A 17466-nucleotide genomic window follows, 5' to 3' on the forward strand; every position below is an offset into this window, starting at 1 on the left:
TCCCGGGCGGCCCGGGGGTTCAGCGCCCTTATCCCTACGGGACTCCGCCGGTGGGTGCGCCCGACAACAGCGGGGCGGGCCGCGCCGCGGCCCGCCGGGCCGGCGGGCCGAACGGCAGCCGGGAGACCGCCGTGCAGCCCCGGCCCACCCGGGCCGAGATGCGCAAGGCCGGCCAGAAGGGCGGCGGTGCCGGCGGTGCCGGTGGCGCCGGTGGCGCCGCCGGCGGTGGTGGCCGACGCGGCGGCGGTGGCGGCGACGGGCAGGGGCCCGGCCGCGGCGGCCGCGGGGCCGGCGGCAAGCCGCCGGGCAAGAAGCGGTTCATCGACTACCCGCGCTGGGGCAAGCGCGGCGTGCGCCGCTGGATCCCGTCCTGGAAGCTCGTGCTCTCGCTCTTCCTGATCTTCTTCGGCAGCGGGGTGGCCGCCGTCGGCACCGCCTACGCGATGACCAAGGTGCCCACGCTCAAGGACATCACCCCGGTCCAGAACAACATCTACTACTGGGCCGACGGCAGCGAGATGACCCGCACGGGTCAGACCAACCGTCAGATCGTCCAGATCGGCGACATCAACAAGTCGATGCAGGACGCGGTGATCGCGGCCGAGAACCAGACCTTCCGCACCGACAACGGCATCGACCCCAAGGGCATCGCCCGCGCCGTCTACAACATGGCGTCCGGGCAGTCGACCCAGGGCGGTTCGACGATCACCCAGCAGTACGTGAAGAACGCCTTCCTGAGCCAGGACCAGACGGTCACCCGCAAGCTCAAGGAGTTCTTCATCACGCTGAAGCTCAACCAGGCGACCTCCAAGGACGACATCCTGGCGGGCTACCTCAACACCAGCTGGTTCGGCCGCAACTCCACCGGCATCCAGGCCGCCGCGCACGCCTACTACGGCGTGGAGGCCAAGGACCTGACCCCCTGCCAGAGCGCGATGCTGGCCGGTCTGCTCAAGGGCGCCGGCTACTACGACCCCTCGCTCAACGCGGCCAACCACGCCCGGATGTTCGGCACCACCACCGACCCGTCCAGCGGCCGCTGGGAGTGGATCCTGGGCGAGATGGTGAAGACCAAGGCCATCAGCCAGGACCAGAAGGACCAGTGCGTCAAGGCCGGTCTGCCCGAGCCGATAAAGCAGGCCCCGTCCAGCAACATGAACGGCCAGATCGGCTACATCGTCGACACCGTCGACAAGTACATCGTGGCCAAGGACCCGAACATCACCGACGCGGTGCTGGGCCACGGCGGGTTCAAGATCTACACCACCCTGCGCAAGGACAAGGTCGACCAGCTCTCGAAGGCCGTGGACCAGATCACCCAGCAGAACCTGGACCCGGTCAAGCGCCCCAAGACCGACACCTTCGTACAGGTCGGCGCCGCCTCGGTGCTGCCCGGTGACGGCGCGCTGATCGCCATCTACGGCGGTCCGGGCATCGACAAGGGCCAGTACAGCAACAACGCCGACACCAACGGCGTCCCGGTCGGCTCGACCTTCAAGCCCTACGTGCTGGCCACCGCGATGCAGGTCGGGGTGCAGACCCAGACCGGTCCGGACGGCAGGCCGATGCGGATCAACGAGGACAGCCGGTACAACGCCGACGACCTGTCCACCATCCGCAAGCCGGACGGCTCGCTGGTGACCAACCCGGACGGCTCGGTCTTCAAGCAGAAGAACGACGAGGACGGCCCGCAGGGCTACGTGACGCTGCGCAAGGCCATGATCAACTCGTTCAACGTCCCGTTCGTGCAGCTCGGCGAGGACGTCGGCGGCCCGAACGTGGCCAAGCTGGCCACCGCGATGGGCCTGAGCAAGAGCTCGATGCCGGAGGCGAACCAGAACACCGCGGCGTTCGCGATCGGTACCTCGACCCCGAGCGCGATCCAGATGGCCTCCGGCTACTCGGTCTTCGCCGCCCGCGGCCAGCAGACCGACATGTACGCGGTGACCAAGCTGGAGAAGGACGGCAAGCAGCTGCCCGGCTTCGGCAAGGCGCAGCCCAAGCAGGTGCTCGAACAGGCGGTCGCCGACAACATCACCAGCGTCCTGCAGGACGTGGTGCAGAGCGGTACCGGTACCAAGGCCAAGGCGGTCGGCCGCCCGGTGGCAGGTAAGACCGGTACCACCGACAAGGGCACCTCGGCCTGGTTCGACGGCTACACCCCGTCGCTGGCCACCGCGGTCACCATGTTCCGCGAGGACCCGAACCACCCCGGCCTGCAGTCGCTGAGCGGCACCGGTGGCAAGAGCACCTTCTACGGTGGTGACCTGCCGACCGAGATCTGGGCGGCGTACATGAAGGACGCGGTCAGCGGCTCCCCGGTCCAGGACTTCCCGGAGCCGGGACCGGTGAACACCGAGGTCGACGCCTCGGGCGCGCCCAGCACCGCCTCCCCCTCGGCCTCGGCCTCCGCGTCGGCGAGCGCCACCGCGGCGCCCACCACCGAGGCGCCGACCGTCGCGCCGACCACCGAGGCGCCGACCACCCGGCCGACCGGCGGCCCGAGCTGCCTGCCGGGCGACGTCTGCCCGAGCGGCGGCCCGACCTCCACCCGGACCCCGGGCGGCGGCGGCACCGGCACCGGCTCCTGCATCCCGCTGTTCGACTGTCCGACACCCAGCCCGACCAAGACCAAGCCGGGCGGCGGGGGCGGCACCCAGCCGCCCACCGGGCAGCCGACCCCGTAGCGCAGCACCCAGGGGCCCCGCGGACACCGCGGGGCCCCTGGCTTTTCCAGCTTGGTGTGGACCAGTCCTCGTGCCGGCCGCGGTCGTGCGGCAGTATGTCCGCCATGACGCCGAGCACGCGAGACGAGACCGCCGCCGAAGCGGTGGTGGCCGAGGGACCGTTGCCCAACACCGTGGTCGTCCCCGCGGACGAGGACCCGGTCGCGGCGGCCGGCAGCGAACTGCTCGGCGGCCCGCCCGGGCGCCGCGCGCTGCTCGGGGTCTCCTGGTGGGTGCCGGCCCGGTTCCTGGCACTGGCCACCGTGCTGACCTACTGCCTGGGCCTGGTCCAGAAGCTGCCCTGCTACACCAGCGGCTGGTTCTTCGGCGCCACCACCCAGTACACGCACGCCTGCTACAGCGACATCCCGCACCTGTACACCGCGCGCGGCCTGGCCGACGGGCTGCACCCGTACCTGGACATGATCCCGCAGCCCACCGCGGACATGAAGTTCCTCGAGTACCCGGTGCTCACCGGCGGCTTCATGCAGATCGCGGGCTGGCTGACCCCGACCACCGGGGTGATCCAGGACCGCGAGCGGTGGTTCTGGGCGGTCAACGCCGGGATGCTGCTGATCTGCGCGGTCGTCACCGTGGTCGCGCTCACCCGCACCCACCGCCGCCGCCCCTGGGACGCGCTGCTGTTCGCGCTGGCCCCGGCGCTGGCGCTGAACGCCACCATCAACTGGGACCTGCTGGCGGTCGCGCTGACCGCGGTGGCGATGGCCTACTGGTCGGGCCGCAAGCCGGTCTGGGCCGGGGTCTTCATCGGGTTGGCCACCGCCGCCAAGCTCTACCCGGTGCTGCTGCTCGGCCCGCTCCTGGTGCTCTGCTGGCGGGCCGGCCGGTGGCGCGCCTTCGGGCAGGCCGCCGGCGCCGCGGTGGTCGCCTGGCTGGTGGTCGACCTGCCGATCATGCTCGCCAACTGGGCCGGCTGGGCCACCTTCTACACCTTCAGCCAGACCCGCAAGGAGGACTTCGGGTCCTTCTGGATGATCCTCATGCAGGACCGCAACCAGGCGCTGCCCACCCTCAACACCTGGATCGCGGTGCTGCTGGTGGTCTGCTGCCTGGGGATCGGCTGGCTGGCGCTCTCGGCCCCGCGCCGGCCGCGCTTCGCCCAACTGGTCTTCCTGGTGGTGGCCGCCTTCGTGGTCACCAACAAGGTGTACTCGCCGCAGTACGTGCTCTGGCTGATCCCGCTGGCCGCGCTGGCCCGCCCGCGCTGGCGCGACTTCCTGATCTGGCAGGCCTGCGAGGTCCTCTACTACCTGGGCATCTGGTCCTACCTGGCCTTCATCGGGGACAGCAAGCAGCACGGCATCGGGCAGGACTGGTACCACTTCGCGGTCGTCCTGCACCTGGCCGGCACGCTCTACCTGTGCGGCATGGTGGTGCGCGACATCCTGCGCCCGGACCGCGACCCGGTGCGCTGGGACGGCAGTGACGACCCGTCGGGCGGCGTGCTGGACTTCGCCGCGGACGCCTTCGTGCTCGGCACGGCCCGCCGGCTGCGCGAGGAGGAGAGCTACGCGGAGTTCGCGCTGGCGCCGACCGACCAGCCCGCCTGGGCGGCGACCGGGGAGGACGGGGACCAGCCGGCCTGGGCCGCGCCCGAGGACGCGCTGCCGGCTCAGCCCGCGGAGTCCGCGCCGGAGTCGGACCCGGCGCCGGAGTCGGCCGGGACCGGGTCGGCCTGACGGTCCACCACCCGGTCGAACCGGGTGGTGGTGTGCCGCACGGTCACCGTCAGCTCGTCGCCGACCGCCGGCGGCTTCCCACCGGCGGGCAGGAAGACGATGCTCACCTGCATGTGCGGCGGCTCGGCGAACCAGAGCTGGCGGCCCTGCCACTGGTAGGGGGAGAGCGAGCGGTTGAGGGTGGCCAGGCCGGCCCGGGCGATGCCCTTGAGCCGGGGCAGCAGCCCGCGCACGTACTTCGGCGCCTCCAGGCCCAGGCCGTGCGCGGTGCCGCCGGCCAGCACCAGCAGGTGGCCGGGGCCCGGCGCCCGGTGCTGGCGGTAGCCGTACCGCTGGCCGCGCCGCACCGGCGTCACGTCCAGCACGGTGGCCCGGGCCGTCATCGCGCCGGGGTCGCCGAGCCAGAGCCGGGTGCCGATCCGGCAGCGGAACCGGGTGCCCGGGTGACGCCGGGTCAGCTCGGCCAGGCCCTGCGCGCCGAGGTGGCTCAGGAAGACGGTGCCGGGGGCCAGGCCGGCCGCCTCGATCGCCCGCACCCAGCTGTCCACCTCCGCCACCGGGTCGCTGCCGTCGCGCCGGTCCAGCGGCAGGTGCAGGGCGAAACCGACCGGCGCCGGCAACTCGGCCAGGTGCGCCAGGTCGGTGGCGGCGATGCCGTGCCGGCGCATGCTGGTCATGCACTCCACCACCACCGGCCGGCCCGCCAGCGCCCGCACCGCCTCCAGGGTGCCCGCGGTGCGCAGCACCCGCCCCGGACCGGCGGTCGGCAGTGCCCCGGTCGCCGGCGGCCCCGGGTCCGGCTCACCGATCCGGTACGGGGTGAGCACCAGCACCTCGCCCGGGTAGCCCTGCGCCAGTACCTCGGCCGCCTCCTCGGCGGTGCCGACCGCGAGCAGCCCGGTGCCCAGCAGCGCGGCCTCCTCGGCCAGCCGGCGGTTGCCCAGGCCGTAGCCGTTGCCCTTGGCCACCGGGACCAGGCCCGGGAACTCGGCCATGAGGGCGCGCTGGTGCGCCCGCCAGCGCTCGGTGTCGAGGTACAGCGAAAGGGTCATCTGTGCTCCCTGCCGTCAGCGGCGCGACATGTAGAGGTCCAGCGCCTTGTGCAGCAGCTTGTTCAGCGGGAAGTCCCACTCGCCCAGGTACTCCACCGCGTGGCCGCCGGTTCCCAGCTTGAACTGGATCAGGCCGAACAGCGGGTCGTCCTCGTCCAGCGTGTCGCTGATCCCGCGCAGGTCGTAGGTGGCGGCGCCGAGCGCGTAGGCGTCGCGCATCATCCGCCACTGGATCGCGTTGGACGGCTTCACCTCGCGCCGGTGGTTGGCCGAGGCGCCGTAGGAGTACCAGACGTGCTCGCCGACCGTCAGCATGGTGGTGGCGGCCAGCGGCTCGCCGTCGAGGTAGGCCAGGTAGAGCCGCATCCGGTTGGGGTCCTCGGCGGTCAGCGCCCGCCACATCCGCTGGAAGTAGGCCAGCGGGCGGGGGATGAAGTGGTCCCGCTCGGCGGTGACCAGGTAGAGCTGGTGGAAGACGGCCAGGTCGTCGTAGCTGCCCTGGACCACCTCCACGCCGCTCTTCTCGGCCTTCTTGATGTTGCGCCGCCACAGCTGGTTGAAGCCGCGCTGGATGTCGTCCAGCGAGCGGTTGGCCAGCGGCACCTGGAAGACGTAGCGCGGTTGCACGTCGCCGAAGCCGGCCCCGCCGTCCTCGCCCTGCAGCCAGCCGGTCCGGCGCAGCCGCTCGGCCAGGTCGAAGGCGCGCGGCTCGTACCAGTCGGGGTCGATGTCGCGCAGCCGCTTGGCCTGCCCGGCACCGATCGCCTCCTTGACGGTGGGCGCCTCCCAGCGCCGGATCGCCACCGGCGGGCCCATCTTCACCGAGAAGGCGCCCTGCTCCTTCAGGTGGGTCAGCATCGGCCGCAGCCAGCCCTCCAGGTCGGCGTCGAACCAGTCGATCACCGGGCCCTCGGGCAGGTAGGCCAGGTAGCGCTTGACCTTGGGCAGCTGGCGGTAGAGCACCAGCCCGGCCCCGACCACCCGTCCCGCCCCGTCGATCCAGCCGATCGACTCGGTCCGCCACTCCGCCTTCACCTCGCCCCACGCGGGCACCTGCATGTGGCTGGCGGTCGGGCGACCGCGCAGGAAGTCGAGGTGCTCCTCGCGGGTGATCGTCCTCAGGCGCAGGCTCATGCTCGTGATGCTCCTTGGCTGGTTGGTGGGACCCTGTGACCATATCGCCCGAATGGTCCGTTTCGGTGGGGTCTTGTGCGGCGCGTTGACGGAACCCTAGAGCTTCGCTCAGATGCCCGAGCCGGAGACGGCGAACGGCGCTCTCCCGAAGGGGAGCGCCGTCTCGTGCGCCGTGCGCGTGCCGGGGGATCGGCCTGGCCGTACCCCGGTTCCGGGACCCGGGTCAGCCGAACAGGCCCCCGTGCGCCATCCCGATGTAGAAGCCGAAGGCCGCCAGGCCGAGCGAGACCACCAGCACGCACCGCTCCGCGGTGGTGGCCGAGATGAACTGGCCCCACCCGCCGGTGATGATCCCGGCCAGGCCGGTCCACGTGCTCAGCAGGTGCATGTTGTGCCAGAACGAGCTGATGAAGGCCACCAGGCCGAGCACCACGGTCACGGCGACCAGGGTGTTCTCCCTGGGGTGACGGTGGCCGTCGGTGTTCAGGGTGAGCGGGGGGAATCGGTGGACGGTCTGTGCCATGGAACCCACCTCCAGCAGGGGGCAAGCAGCAGTGGTACCTCGGTGTTACCCGTTCTGCCCAGATTGCGCCCCTTGAGACCGGGCGGCAATCGATGGGTGTTTTGTTCGGCCGGATGGGTGCGGGTAGGCTGTGCGGTCTGCACTGGTGTACCTCTGCCCCCGCGCGCCCGCTTCCGGGTGAGGGGGCCGGCTGTCAGAGCGGCCCACTACGGTGGGGCCGCGGTCGGCGCACCAGTGCCGACGCCGTACAACCCTCCTGCCACGGAGAGACCGTGGCCGTTGAGTCCAAAGGAGGTGGGTTTACCCATGCGTCACTACGAGGTGATGGTCATCCTCGACCCCTCGGTCGAGGAGCGCGCTGTCTCGCCCCTGATCGAGAGCTTCCTCAACGTCGTCCGCACCGGTGGCGGAACCGTCGAGAAGGTCGACACCTGGGGCCGTCGTCGCCTGGCGTACGAGATCAAGAAGCAGCCCGAGGGCATCTACTCGGTCATCGACCTCAAGGCCACGCCTGAGGTCGTCAAGGAGCTCGACCGCCAGATGTCGCTGAGCGAGTCGGTTCTCCGGACCAAGGTCCTGCGCCCGGACACCCACTGAGCCGTCCTTCGGGGCCACTGCGGCCCTGATGGCTCGCGTCCGATGTTTCACGTGAAACATCGCTGAACGGAACTCCTCCATCCCGAGAGGTCAGCACACCATGGCAGGCGAGACCGTCATCACCCTCGTCGGCAATCTCGTCGACGACCCCGAGCTGCGTTTCACCCCCTCGGGTGCGGCGGTCGCGAAGTTCCGCATCGCGTCCACTCCCCGCACCTTCGACCGCCAGACGAACGAGTGGAAGGACGGCGAGAGCCTCTTCCTCACGTGCAACGTGTGGCGTCAGCCGGCGGAGAACGTGGCCGAGTCGCTGCAGCGCGGCATGCGCGTGATCGTGCAGGGTCGGCTGCGCCAGCGGTCTTACGAGACCAAGGAAGGCGAGAAGCGGACGGTCTTCGAGGTCGAGGTCGACGAGGTCGGCCCGAGCCTGCGGTCGGCTACTGCCAAGGTGACCCGGGCCAACCGGGCCGGCGGTCCTGGCGGTCCTGGTGGTGGCGGCGGCTTCGGCGGCGGCCAGCAGCAGGGCGGCGGCCAGGGTGGCTGGGGCGGCGGTGGCGGCAACCAGGGTGGTGGCTGGGGTGGCAACTCCGGCGGCCAGTCCGGTCCGTCCGACGACCCGTGGGCGTCCAGCGCTCCCTCTGGTGGCAACCAGGGTGGCGGTGGCTGGGGCGCCCCGTCCGGTGGCGGCTTCTCGGAAGAGCCTCCGTTCTAAGAGCTGACAGATTTCGTGCGACCCGGGTCCGTCCCGCTGACGGTCCCGGATCGTGATCCTCATTTGGAGCACACCATGGCGAAGCCGCCTGCTCGCAAGCCGAAGAAGAAGGTTTGCGTCTTCTGCAAGGACAAGGTCAACTACGTTGACTACAAGGACACGAACCTGCTGCGGAAGTTCATCTCCGACCGCGGCAAGATCCGTGCCCGCCGGGTCACCGGCAACTGCACCCAGCACCAGCGTGACGTCGCCACGGCCGTGAAGAACAGCCGTGAGATGGCGCTGCTGCCCTACACCAGCACCGCGCGCTAAGAGAGGGTGACCGAAGAATGAAGATCATCCTCACGCACGAGGTCTCCGGCCTCGGTGGCGCCGGCGAGGTCGTCGAGGTCAAGGACGGCTACGCCCGCAACTACCTGGTCCCGAACGGCTTCGCCATTCGCTGGACCAAGGGCGGCCAGAAGGACGTCGACGCGATCCGTCGCGCCCGCAAGATCCACGAGATCCAGACCGTCGAGGCGGCCACCGAGCTGAAGGCCACCCTCGAGGGCCTGCAGGTCAAGCTGTCGGTGCGCTCCGGCGACGCCGGCCGCCTGTTCGGCTCGGTCACCCAGGCCGACGTGGTCGAGGCCGTCAAGGTCGCGGGTGGCCCGCTGGTGGACAAGCGCGCCGTCACGATCGCCTCGCCGATCAAGACCGTGGGCACCCACAAGGTCGCCGTCAAGCTGCACGCCGACGTGACCGCCAACCTGGACGTCACCGTCGCCTGAACCAGCCCCTGCGGGCCCGGTTCGCGGCAGTAGCCGTACCAACCCGAGGGCCGGTCTCCCACCAGGGAGACCGGCCCTCGGGCGTTTCCCGGGACGGCTGCGGTCAGGCCCGGACGGCGCCGGTGACCAGCCAGTGGCCGGTGCGGGTGCGCCCGACCAGGAAGACGGCCCGCACCAGCATGAAGAGGATCAGCGCCCACCAGAGCCCGGCCAGCCCCAGGCCCAGCGCCGGCACGGCGAGCGCCAGCGGCGCGAAGACCGCCAGCGTGGCCAGCATCGCGCGGGCCAGGTAGGGCCCGTCCCCGGCGCCCATCAGCACCCCGTCCAGCACGAAGACCAGGCCGGCCACCGGCTCGGTGAGCGCGAGCAGCACCACCACGTGGGCGAGCTGGGTCCGCACCCCCGGGTCCGTGCTGAACAGCGGCAGGTAGAGCGGTCGGGCCAGCACCACCAGCAGTCCCAGCAGCACCCCGGCGCCGACGCCCCACTGGACCATCCGCCGGGTGGCCGCCCGGGCGCCCGGCGCGTCGGCCGCGCCCAGGTAGCGCGCGATGATCGCCTGGCCGGCGATGGCGATCGCGTCCAGCGCGTAGGCCAGGAAGCTCCACAGCGCCATGGCGATCTGATGGGCCGCCACCTGGAGGTCGCCGAGGTGGGCGGCGACCGCGGTGGCCAGCACCAGGATGGCGCGCAGCGACGCGGTGCGGACCAGCAGCGGGCCGCCGACCCGGGCGCAGGCGCGGATCCCGGCCCGGTCGGGCCGCAGGCTCGCCCCGTGCCGGCGGGCGCCGCGCACCACCACCAGGACGTAGACGGCGGCCATCGCGGTCTGCGCCAGCACGGTGCCCCAGGCGGAGCCGGCCACGCCGAGGCCGGCGCCGTAGACCAGGGCGACGTTGAGCACCAGGTTGGCGGAGAAGGCGCAGCCGGCCACCAGCAGCGGGGTGCGGGTGTCCTGCAGCCCGCGCAGCACCCCGGTGGCGGCCAGCACCAGCAGCATCGCCGGAATGCCCAGGGCGCTGATCCGCAGGTAGGTCACCGCGTACGGGGCGGCGGTCGGCGAGGCGCCCAGCAGGGTCGCGACGGCGGGGGCCAGCAGGAAGCCGGCCAGCGCCACCGGGACGGCCAGCAGCAGGGCGAGCCAGAGGCCGTCCAGGCCCTGCTGGACGGCGGCCCGGCGGTCGCCGGCCCCGATCCGGCGGGCGACCGCGCCGGTGGTGGCGTAGGCGAGGAAGACGAAGAGCCCGGTGAGGGCGGAGAGCGCGGCCGAGGCGATGCCCAGGCCGGCCAGTTGGGCGGTCCCCAGGTGGCCGACGATGGCCGAGTCGCCGAGCAGGAAGAGCGGCTCGGCCACCAGCGAGCCGAAGGCCGGCAGGGCCAGGGCCAGGATCTCCCGGTCGTGCCGGCGTATCGGTGCGCTCATTCGACTCATGGTACGTACGGTAGCCATCCACAGGTAAGAGACGCAATGGCATTTCATCCATTACTCGAACCTGTGGACGAATAGGGGGTCGGTGGTCCGCCCAGGGCGTCGGCAGCTGTGTGAACTTTTTCTCATGCACAGGCCGTGGATAGTGTTGCCGCAGGTCAGCGAGTTGACGCCAGGGCGATCGTGTGGTTATCCACAGCACTGTCCCCAAGCTTGTGCACAGGTTTCGGGCAGTTGTCCACAGTGGAGCCGCAGTCATCCACAGGGGTTGTGGATAACTATCTTGGTGCGGACCGCACCGGCCCCTTAGCGTGGTCGCTCGTCCGACGCGCCGGACCGCCACCCGGCGGCCGATCCGTCGGTGCCGTGGCGTATGAAGGAGGTGGACCGGACCGTGACCCCGGCCGTCCACCCAGGCTCCTGCGCCTTCGCTCCACACTCGCACCGCTCGCTGATCGGGGAAGACGCGTGACCGGTCCCCAGTACGACGACCACGACATGCCGCCGCCCCCGGAGGACGACTGGCAGCCGACCGACGACGCCTTCGGCGTCAGCTTCCCCGCGGACGGCCCCAGCGACCTGCTGCCGGTGACCCGCAAGCGGGACGGCGGCGCCCCCTACAACGGTGCGGGCCGCAAGGGCGAGGGCCGGGGCGGTCAGTCCGGCGACCGGGGTCGCAAGCGGGACGGCGACGGGGAGCGCGACGGCGGCCGCGAGGGCGGCGAGGGTTTCGAGCGGGTCCCGCCGCAGGACCTCCCGGCCGAGCAGTCGGTGCTCGGCGGCATGATGCTGTCCAAGGACGCCATCGCCGACGTGGTCGAGGTGCTCAAGCCGATCGACTACTACCGCCCGGCGCACGAGCTGATCCACAACGCGATCCTCGACCTGTACGCCCGCGGTGAGCCGGCCGACCCGATCACCGTGGCCAGCGAGCTCACCAAGCGCGGCGAGCTCGCCCGGGTCGGCGGCCCCGGCTACCTGCACACCCTGGTCAACTCGGTGCCCACGGCGGCCAACGCCGAGTACTACGCCGAGATCGTGCATGAGCGCGCGGTGCTGCGCCGCCTGGTCGAGGCCGGCACCCGGATCGCCGGCATGGGCTACGCAGCCGAGGGCGACGTCGACGAGATCGTCAACGCCGCCCAGGCCGAGATCTACGCCGTCACCGAGCAGCGCACCAGCGAGGACTACGCCCCGCTCGCCGACATCATGGAGGGCGCCCTCGACGAGATCGAGGCGATCGGCTCCCGCCAGGGCCAGATGTCCGGCGTCCCCACCGGTTTCGCCGACCTGGACGCCCTCACCAACGGCCTGCACCCGGGCCAGATGATCGTCATCGCGGCCCGCCCGGCCATGGGCAAGTCGACCCTCGCCCTGGACTTCGCCCGGGCCTGTTCGATCCACAACGCGCTGCCCAGCGTGATCTTCTCGCTCGAAATGGGGCGCAACGAGATCGCCATGCGCCTGCTCTCCGCCGAGGCGCGGGTGGCGCTGCACCACATGCGCTCGGGGAACATGACCGACGACGACTGGACCAGAGTGGCCCGCCGGATGCCCGAGGTGACCGCGGCGCCGCTGTACATCGACGACTCGCCCAACCTGTCGATGATGGAGATCCGGGCCAAGTGCCGCCGGCTCAAGCAGCGCAACGACCTCAAGCTGGTGGTCATCGACTACCTCCAGCTGATGCAGTCCGGCGGCTCCCGGCGGGCCGAGAGCCGCCAGCAGGAGGTCTCGGACATGTCCCGCAACCTCAAGCTGCTGGCCAAGGAGCTGGAGGTGCCGGTCATCGCGCTCTCCCAGCTGAACCGTGGTCCCGAGCAGCGCACCGACAAGAAGCCGATGGTCAGCGACCTGCGCGAATCCGGCTCGATCGAGCAGGACGCCGACATGGTCATCCTGCTGCACCGCGAGGACGCCTACGAGAAGGAGTCCCCCCGGGCCGGCGAGGCCGACCTGATCGTGGCCAAGCACCGAAACGGCCCCACCGCCACCATCACGGTCGCCTTCCAGGGCCACTACTCGCGCTTCGTGGACATGACCCGGGACTGACGCCGGGCGGGCAGGCTCCCGGAGCGCCCGTCGGGGTGGGCCCGTGCCCCCGGACGGGCGCTCAGCGCCTCGTCCGGTACCTGGTCAGGATCACCCCGCAGGGGAACGTCCGGGTCTCCACCAGGGTCAGCTTCACCCAGTCGTCCAGCGCGGTGAAGAACGGCGTGCCGCCGCCCACCAGGACCGGCGCGGTGGCCAGCACGTACTCGTCGATCAGCCCGGCCCGCATGGCTGCCGCGGCGAGCGTCGCGCCGCCGATGTCCATCGGCCCGCCGTCCTCGGCCTTGAGCCGGCTGATCTCGGCGACCGCGTCGCCGGTGACCAGGCGGGCGTTCCAGTCGACCGTGTCGAGCGTCGAGGAGAACACCACCTTCGACATGTCCCGCCAGCGGCGCGCGAACTCGATCTCCGCCGGGGTGGCGTCGGGCCGTTGGTCGCCGGTCGGCCAGTAGGAGCTCATCGTCTGCCACAGCCTGCGGCCGTACAGCGACAGGTCGGTCGCCCGCAGCTGGTCGGACCAGAACCGGAACAGCTCGTCGCTCGGCACGCTCCAGCCGATGTCGTCGCCGGGCGCGGCGATGTAGCCGTCCAGGGACACGTTCATGGCGTAGATCAGTTTCCGCATGGCGCCAGCCTTCCGTGCGTCGGTCCCGCGCGCACGGCCGGCGCGGCGCGGGGAGCGGTGCCGTTCCGAGCGGTGCCGTTCCGTGGGCGGGGAGCCGGGTCGGGCCGCCGGCACCGGTCAGGGGCGGTCCGGCAGGTCGAAGGCGGGGAACAGGGCGGGGGTGTCGAGGAAGCAGGTGAGACCGGTGATCCGGCCGCCGGAGAGCTCCAGCACCTGCAGCGACCACGGTCGGTGGCCGCCGTCGGGGCCGCGGCGGTACTGGCCGAAGGCGGGGGAGGCGTTGGCGTCCACCGGCAGCAGGCGGGAGCCGCGGCACTCCTCGCCGGGACCGAGCATCCAGGCCCGGATGTCGGCCGCGCCGCGCAGCCACAGGCGGTACGGCGGCATCGAGAGCACCGCGTCCTGGTGCAGCAGCGCGGTGAGCGCGGCCATGTCGTACTGCTCGAAGGCGGTCAGGTAGCGCGCCAGCAGTTCGCGCTCCGGTCCGGTCAGCGGCTGGGGCGGCGCCGGCCCGGTGGCCAGCACCGCACGGGCCCGCTGCAGCGCGCTGTTGACCGCGGGCACCGTGCTGCCGAGCAGGTCGGCCACCTCGGCGGCCCGCCAGCCGAGCACCTCGCGCAGGATCAGCACCGCCCGCTGCCTGGGTGCCAGCCGCTGCAGCAGGGCGACGAAGGCCAGCCGCACCGAGTCGCGCTGCGCGGCCAGATCGGCCGGGTCGCCGGTCTCGGACAGCACCCGGCGGTCCGGTGCGGGGCCGATCCAGGTCGCATCGGGCAGCTCGACCAGCGCGGCGGTGGCCACCGTGGACGGTCCGGCCAGGTCCATCGGGCGGGCCCGGCGGCTGCGGCCGTCCAGCGCGTCCAGGCAGACGTTGGTGGCGATCCGGTACAACCAGGAGCGCAGCCCGGCCCGGCCCTCGAAGCCGGAGTGGCCGCGCCAGGCCCGCACCATGGCCTCCTGCACGGCGTCCTCGGCCTCGGCGAACGAGCCGAGCATCCGGTAGCAGTAGCCGGTCAGCTCGGTCCGGTGGCGCTCCAACAGCTGGTCCAGCGGCAGCGGTTCGGTGGTGTCGCTCACGCTGCGACGGTAGGGGGAGGGGCTGACAAGTCCGGGTCCGGACGGCCCGGATAGCCTGGGGCGGTGATCGATCTGGTGCTCTTCGACTGCGACGGCGTGCTGGTGGACAGCGAGCGGATCGCGGTCCGGGTGCAGTGCGAGGTCGGTGCCGAACTCGGCTGGCCGCTGACCGCGGCCGAGGTGCTGGACCGCTTCGTCGGCCGGTCGAGCGCCTCGATCGCCGAGCAGGTGGCCGAGCGGCTGGGCCGGCCGGTGGCCGAGCGCTGGCAGGCGCGCTTCGAGGAGCTGCACCGCGCCGCGGTGGACCGCGAGTTGACGGCGGTGCCGGGGATCGAGGAGGCGCTGGCGGCGCTCACCGTGCCGAGCTGCGTCGCCTCCAGCGGCAGTCACCCGAAGATGCGGCACACGCTGGGGGTGACCGGGCTCCACGACCGCTTCGCCGGCCGGATCTTCAGCGCCACCGAGGTCGGGCGGGGCAAGCCGTTCCCCGACCTGTTCCTGCACGCGGCCGAGCGGCTGGGCGCCCGCCCGGAGCACTGCGTGGTGGTGGAGGACAGCAAGTACGGGGTGCAGGCGGCCCGGGCGGCCGGGATGCGGGCGCTGGGCTTCGCCGGCGGGCTGACGCCGGCTCAGTGGCTGGCGGACGCGGGGGCCGCGGTCTTCACCGACATGCGCGAGCTGCCGGCGCTGCTGGCCGGGATCGACGCGGACGCGGGGCGCTGACGCCGGGTCGGTCGGCAGCGGCGGGGCGCTGACGCCGGGTCGGCAGGCGGCGGGTCAGCAGGTGCCGGCGGGCCGCTCCGGCAGGTGCACCGCGGCCCACAGCCGCAGCTCCTCCAGTGCCGGGCCGAGCGCGCGCCCGGCCTCGGTCAGCCGGTAGCTGACCCGCAGCGGCGGCCCCTCGTCGACCTGCCGCACCACCAGACCGGCCTCGGCCAGCTCGGTCAGCCGGTCCGAGAGCATCCGCTCGCTGATCCCGGGGATGGCCCGGCGCAGGTCGGCGAAGTACGCCTCCTGGTGGCTGAGCACCGCCACCACCAGGCCGGTCCACCGCTTGCCCAGCAGGGCGAAGACCCGGGTCAGGTTCAGGTCCACGCTGCCGCACGGCCCGGTCGTGGCCGCCATGCAGGCGCTGAAGTCCGCCGCCGGGGCGCCGTCGGGCTGCCCCACCGCGATCCGTCCGGTCTCTGACTGCTCACCCATGGTTCCAGCCTACCGTCATCGCGCTAGTGACGAAGAAAAAGTAAGCTGCTACGGTAAGGGTAGTTGCCGAGGAAACGGCAGCAACTATGAGAACGTATGGAGGACCACCATGGCCACGCTGCTGCACATCGACTCCTCGGCCCTGAGCCAGGGCTCGGTCTCCCGGGAGCTCACCGCGACCTACGTCCGCGAGTGGCAGGCCGCGCACCCCGAGGGCACCGTGGTCCGCCGCGACCTGGGTGCCGACCCGGTGCCGCACCTGACCGAGGCGGGCATCACCGGCGCCTTCGTGCCGGCCGAGCACCGCAGCCCCGAGCAGCAGGCCGCCCTCGCGCTGCGCGAGGAGCTGATGACCGAGCTGGAGCAGGCCGACGCGGTGGTGATCGGCGCCCCGATGTACAACTTCACCGTGCCGTCCACGCTGAAGGCCTGGCTGGACCAGGTGATCCTGGTCGGCCGCACCGGCGGCGGCCCCGAGACCTCGGTGGCGGGCAAGCACGTCACGGTGCTCGCCTCGCGCGGCGGCTCCTACGTGGCCGGCAGCCCGCGGGCCGACTTCGAGTTCGCCACCAGCTACCTGGAGAAGGTGCTGACCGGGATGATGAACGTCGAGGTGGAGACCGTGGCCGCCGAGTTCACCCTGGCCCGGGTCAACCCGGCGCTGGCCGACTTCATCGAGACCGGCGACGCCTCCAGGGCCGCCGCGCACGAGCGGGCCGGCGAGACCGCGCGCACCGTGGCCGCCCGGCTGGCCGAGCCCGCCGCGGTCTGACCCGGCGTCAGCCGACCGGCCCGCTCGGCCGACCGGCTCACTCGGGCGGGCGCGCCCGCCGGGCGCCCGGCGGCGCGGGCTCCCATGCTGGTGGCGACAGCACGCCCCGCCGCCGATCTGGGAGAGCCCGTGACCTCACCGCCCGCGCCCGAGCCACCGGTCGACCCGGACGGTGCGGCCGGCGCCGGTGCGCTCGTCCCGGCACGGGGCGGGACGAGCGCACCGGTCGGCCGGCCGAACGGCTCCAGCGCCGCCTCGCCGCCCGGACCGCCGCTGCGGGTCGAGGTCTTCACCGGACCCGAGTCCTCCCACTTCGCCACCTCCAGCCTGATCATGGGTCAGCAGGACGCGGTCCTGGTGGACGCCCAGCCCACCCGCAGCGCCGGTCGGGAGCTGGCCGAGTGGATCGCCGGCAAGGACCGCCGGCTGCTGGCCGTGCTGATCAGCCACCCGCACCCCGGGCACTACTTCGGGGTCGAGGAGGTGCTCCGGCTCTTCCCGCAGGCCCAGGTGCTGGCCGCGCCGCCGGTGGTGGCCGCGATCGGCGCCACGGCCGGGCGCAAGGCGGCCGAGTGGCGGGTGGAGTACGGCGACGACGTGCCCGAGCACCCGGTGCTGCCGGGCGTGCTGCGCCCGCAGCCGCTGATGATCGACCGCCAGCTGATCCGGGTGCTCACCCTGGGGCAGGCCGACTGCCCCGACTCCACCGTGGTGCACGTGCCCAGCTGCCGCACCGTGGTGGCCGGCGACTTCGCCTACAACGGCACCCACGTGTGGACCGCCGAGACGACCCCCGGGGACCGCGCGGCCTGGCTGCGCAACCTGGGCCGGATCGCCGACCTCGGGGTGGACCGGGTGATCGCCGGCCACCGGGCCCCGGACCGGGGCGACGACGCGGCCCGGGTGCTCAGCTTCACCGGCGAGTACCTGCGCGACTTCGACCGGCTGCTGGCCGAGCACCCGGACGACCCGGACGCGTTGGTCGCGGCGATGGGGCAGCTGTACGGCGAGCTGACCCTGCCCACCTTCCTGAGCTCCGGCGCGGCGGCCAACACGGCGCGGGGCGGGCGGTCCTAGCAACTGCCCGATACTGG

General features: G+C 72.3%; 17 protein-coding genes. 10 read left to right on the forward strand and 7 right to left on the reverse strand.

Going from position 1 to position 17466, the window contains the following annotated elements; genetic code table 11:
* The first annotated feature begins 50 nt into the window (after positions 1 to 50).
* Together ACFW1A_RS12380 and ACFW1A_RS12385 are read left to right on the forward strand one after the other, a co-directional pair.
* On the forward strand, positions 51 to 2687 hold the full coding sequence (locus ACFW1A_RS12380; RefSeq protein WP_380407930.1) for a transglycosylase domain-containing protein: 2637 nt from the start codon (positions 51 to 53) through the stop codon (positions 2685 to 2687).
* Positions 2688 to 2791: 104 nt separating this feature from the next.
* Positions 2792 to 4426, forward strand: a complete 1635-nt coding sequence (locus tag ACFW1A_RS12385) for a glycosyltransferase family 87 protein (RefSeq protein ID WP_380407932.1) — start codon at positions 2792 to 2794, stop codon at positions 4424 to 4426.
* Here the strand turns inward: ACFW1A_RS12385 and ACFW1A_RS12390 are convergent.
* The 3 genes from ACFW1A_RS12390 to ACFW1A_RS12400 form a co-directional block, all read right to left on the reverse strand.
* Positions 4360 to 5478, reverse strand: a complete 1119-nt coding sequence (locus ACFW1A_RS12390) for an alanine racemase (RefSeq protein WP_380407934.1) — start codon at positions 5476 to 5478, stop codon at positions 4360 to 4362. The genes ACFW1A_RS12385 and ACFW1A_RS12390 overlap by 67 nt on opposite strands.
* A 15-nt stretch (positions 5479 to 5493) precedes the next feature.
* Positions 5494 to 6612 carry a lipid II:glycine glycyltransferase FemX gene (locus tag ACFW1A_RS12395; protein ID WP_380407936.1) on the reverse strand — a complete coding sequence of 373 codons (1119 nt, stop codon included), beginning with the start codon at positions 6610 to 6612 and terminating at the stop codon, positions 5494 to 5496.
* A 223-nt stretch (positions 6613 to 6835) separates the two neighbouring features.
* Positions 6836 to 7135: a hypothetical protein gene (locus ACFW1A_RS12400; RefSeq protein ID WP_380407938.1), complete on the reverse strand. Its 300-nt coding sequence runs from the start codon at positions 7133 to 7135 to the stop codon at positions 6836 to 6838.
* Positions 7136 to 7441: 306 nt separating this feature from the next.
* Between ACFW1A_RS12400 and rpsF the strand changes: the two genes are divergently transcribed.
* The 4 genes from rpsF to rplI all read left to right on the forward strand — a co-directional run bounded on the left by rpsF (position 7442) and on the right by rplI (position 9214).
* Positions 7442 to 7732 (forward strand): 30S ribosomal protein S6, encoded by a 291-nt coding sequence (gene rpsF, locus ACFW1A_RS12405; protein ID WP_380407940.1) that lies wholly within the window; start codon positions 7442 to 7444, stop codon positions 7730 to 7732.
* 100 nt (positions 7733 to 7832) lie between these two features.
* Positions 7833 to 8444, forward strand: a complete 612-nt coding sequence (locus ACFW1A_RS12410) for a single-stranded DNA-binding protein (RefSeq protein WP_380407942.1) — start codon at positions 7833 to 7835, stop codon at positions 8442 to 8444.
* Between the two features lie 75 nt (positions 8445 to 8519).
* On the forward strand, positions 8520 to 8756 hold the full coding sequence (gene rpsR / locus ACFW1A_RS12415; RefSeq protein WP_030304537.1) for a 30S ribosomal protein S18: 237 nt from the start codon (positions 8520 to 8522) through the stop codon (positions 8754 to 8756).
* A 17-nt stretch (positions 8757 to 8773) separates the two neighbouring features.
* Complete coding sequence (rplI, locus tag ACFW1A_RS12420; RefSeq protein WP_380407944.1) at positions 8774 to 9214, forward strand: 50S ribosomal protein L9; 441 nt, start codon at positions 8774 to 8776, stop codon at positions 9212 to 9214.
* A 103-nt stretch (positions 9215 to 9317) separates the two neighbouring features.
* On the opposite strand, the gene ACFW1A_RS12425 is transcribed toward rplI, so the two are convergent.
* On the reverse strand, positions 9318 to 10646 hold the full coding sequence (locus tag ACFW1A_RS12425) for an MATE family efflux transporter (RefSeq protein WP_380407946.1): 1329 nt from the start codon (positions 10644 to 10646) through the stop codon (positions 9318 to 9320).
* A 495-nt stretch (positions 10647 to 11141) separates the two neighbouring features.
* Here ACFW1A_RS12425 and dnaB point away from each other — a divergent pair, with 495 nt between their 5' ends.
* A complete protein-coding gene (gene dnaB, locus ACFW1A_RS12430) occupies positions 11142 to 12695 on the forward strand; it encodes a replicative DNA helicase (RefSeq protein WP_380407995.1) in 1554 nt (517 codons plus the stop codon).
* A gap of 61 nt (positions 12696 to 12756) precedes the next feature.
* Here dnaB and ACFW1A_RS12435 read toward each other — a convergent pair whose 3' ends face one another.
* Together ACFW1A_RS12435 and ACFW1A_RS12440 are read right to left on the reverse strand one after the other, a co-directional pair.
* On the reverse strand, positions 12757 to 13320 hold the full coding sequence (locus ACFW1A_RS12435) for a dihydrofolate reductase family protein (RefSeq protein WP_380407948.1): 564 nt from the start codon (positions 13318 to 13320) through the stop codon (positions 12757 to 12759).
* A gap of 117 nt (positions 13321 to 13437) precedes the next feature.
* A complete protein-coding gene (locus ACFW1A_RS12440; RefSeq protein WP_380407950.1) occupies positions 13438 to 14397 on the reverse strand; it encodes a sigma-70 family RNA polymerase sigma factor in 960 nt (319 codons plus the stop codon).
* A gap of 63 nt (positions 14398 to 14460) precedes the next feature.
* On the opposite strand from ACFW1A_RS12440, the gene ACFW1A_RS12445 reads away from it, so the two are divergent.
* Positions 14461 to 15120 (forward strand): HAD family hydrolase, encoded by a 660-nt coding sequence (locus ACFW1A_RS12445; protein ID WP_380407952.1) that lies wholly within the window; start codon positions 14461 to 14463, stop codon positions 15118 to 15120.
* 54 nt (positions 15121 to 15174) lie between these two features.
* On the opposite strand, the gene ACFW1A_RS12450 is transcribed toward ACFW1A_RS12445, so the two are convergent.
* Positions 15175 to 15522: a winged helix-turn-helix transcriptional regulator gene (locus tag ACFW1A_RS12450; RefSeq protein ID WP_380407997.1), complete on the reverse strand. Its 348-nt coding sequence runs from the start codon at positions 15520 to 15522 to the stop codon at positions 15175 to 15177.
* Positions 15523 to 15709: 187 nt separating this feature from the next.
* Here ACFW1A_RS12450 and ACFW1A_RS12455 point away from each other — a divergent pair, with 187 nt between their 5' ends.
* Positions 15710 to 16372, forward strand: coding sequence for an FMN-dependent NADH-azoreductase (locus ACFW1A_RS12455; protein ID WP_380407954.1), 663 nt, complete (start codon positions 15710 to 15712; stop codon positions 16370 to 16372).
* A gap of 129 nt (positions 16373 to 16501) precedes the next feature.
* Positions 16502 to 17449: an MBL fold metallo-hydrolase gene (locus ACFW1A_RS12460; protein ID WP_380407956.1), complete on the forward strand. Its 948-nt coding sequence runs from the start codon at positions 16502 to 16504 to the stop codon at positions 17447 to 17449.
* Positions 17450 to 17466 lie beyond the last annotated feature (17 nt).

It is taken from the genome of Kitasatospora sp. NPDC058965 (assembly GCF_042741245.1).
Taxonomy (GTDB): Bacteria; Actinomycetota; Actinomycetes; order Streptomycetales; family Streptomycetaceae; genus Kitasatospora.

Bases quoted from the DNA above. Each gene is read 5' to 3' on its own strand.
- ACFW1A_RS12455 (WP_380407954.1), top strand. From the start codon at position 15,710: ATGGCCACGCTGCTGCACATCGACTCCTCGGCCCTGAGCCAGGGCTCG.
- dnaB (WP_380407995.1), top strand. From the start codon at position 11,142: ATGCCGCCGCCCCCGGAGGACGACTGGCAGCCGACCGACGACGCCTTC.
- ACFW1A_RS12410 (WP_380407942.1), top strand. From the start codon at position 7,833: ATGGCAGGCGAGACCGTCATCACCCTCGTCGGCAATCTCGTCGACGAC.
- rpsF (WP_380407940.1), top strand. From the start codon at position 7,442: ATGCGTCACTACGAGGTGATGGTCATCCTCGACCCCTCGGTCGAGGAG.
- ACFW1A_RS12425 (WP_380407946.1), bottom strand. From the start codon at position 10,646: ATGAGTCGAATGAGCGCACCGATACGCCGGCACGACCGGGAGATCCTG.
- ACFW1A_RS12450 (WP_380407997.1), bottom strand. From the start codon at position 15,522: ATGGCGGCCACGACCGGGCCGTGCGGCAGCGTGGACCTGAACCTGACC.
- ACFW1A_RS12390 (WP_380407934.1), bottom strand. From the start codon at position 5,478: ATGACCCTTTCGCTGTACCTCGACACCGAGCGCTGGCGGGCGCACCAG.
- ACFW1A_RS12400 (WP_380407938.1), bottom strand. From the start codon at position 7,135: ATGGCACAGACCGTCCACCGATTCCCCCCGCTCACCCTGAACACCGAC.
- rpsR (WP_030304537.1), top strand. From the start codon at position 8,520: ATGGCGAAGCCGCCTGCTCGCAAGCCGAAGAAGAAGGTTTGCGTCTTC.
- ACFW1A_RS12435 (WP_380407948.1), bottom strand. From the start codon at position 13,320: ATGCGGAAACTGATCTACGCCATGAACGTGTCCCTGGACGGCTACATC.
- ACFW1A_RS12385 (WP_380407932.1), top strand. From the start codon at position 2,792: ATGACGCCGAGCACGCGAGACGAGACCGCCGCCGAAGCGGTGGTGGCC.
- ACFW1A_RS12395 (WP_380407936.1), bottom strand. From the start codon at position 6,612: ATGAGCCTGCGCCTGAGGACGATCACCCGCGAGGAGCACCTCGACTTC.
- rplI (WP_380407944.1), top strand. From the start codon at position 8,774: ATGAAGATCATCCTCACGCACGAGGTCTCCGGCCTCGGTGGCGCCGGC.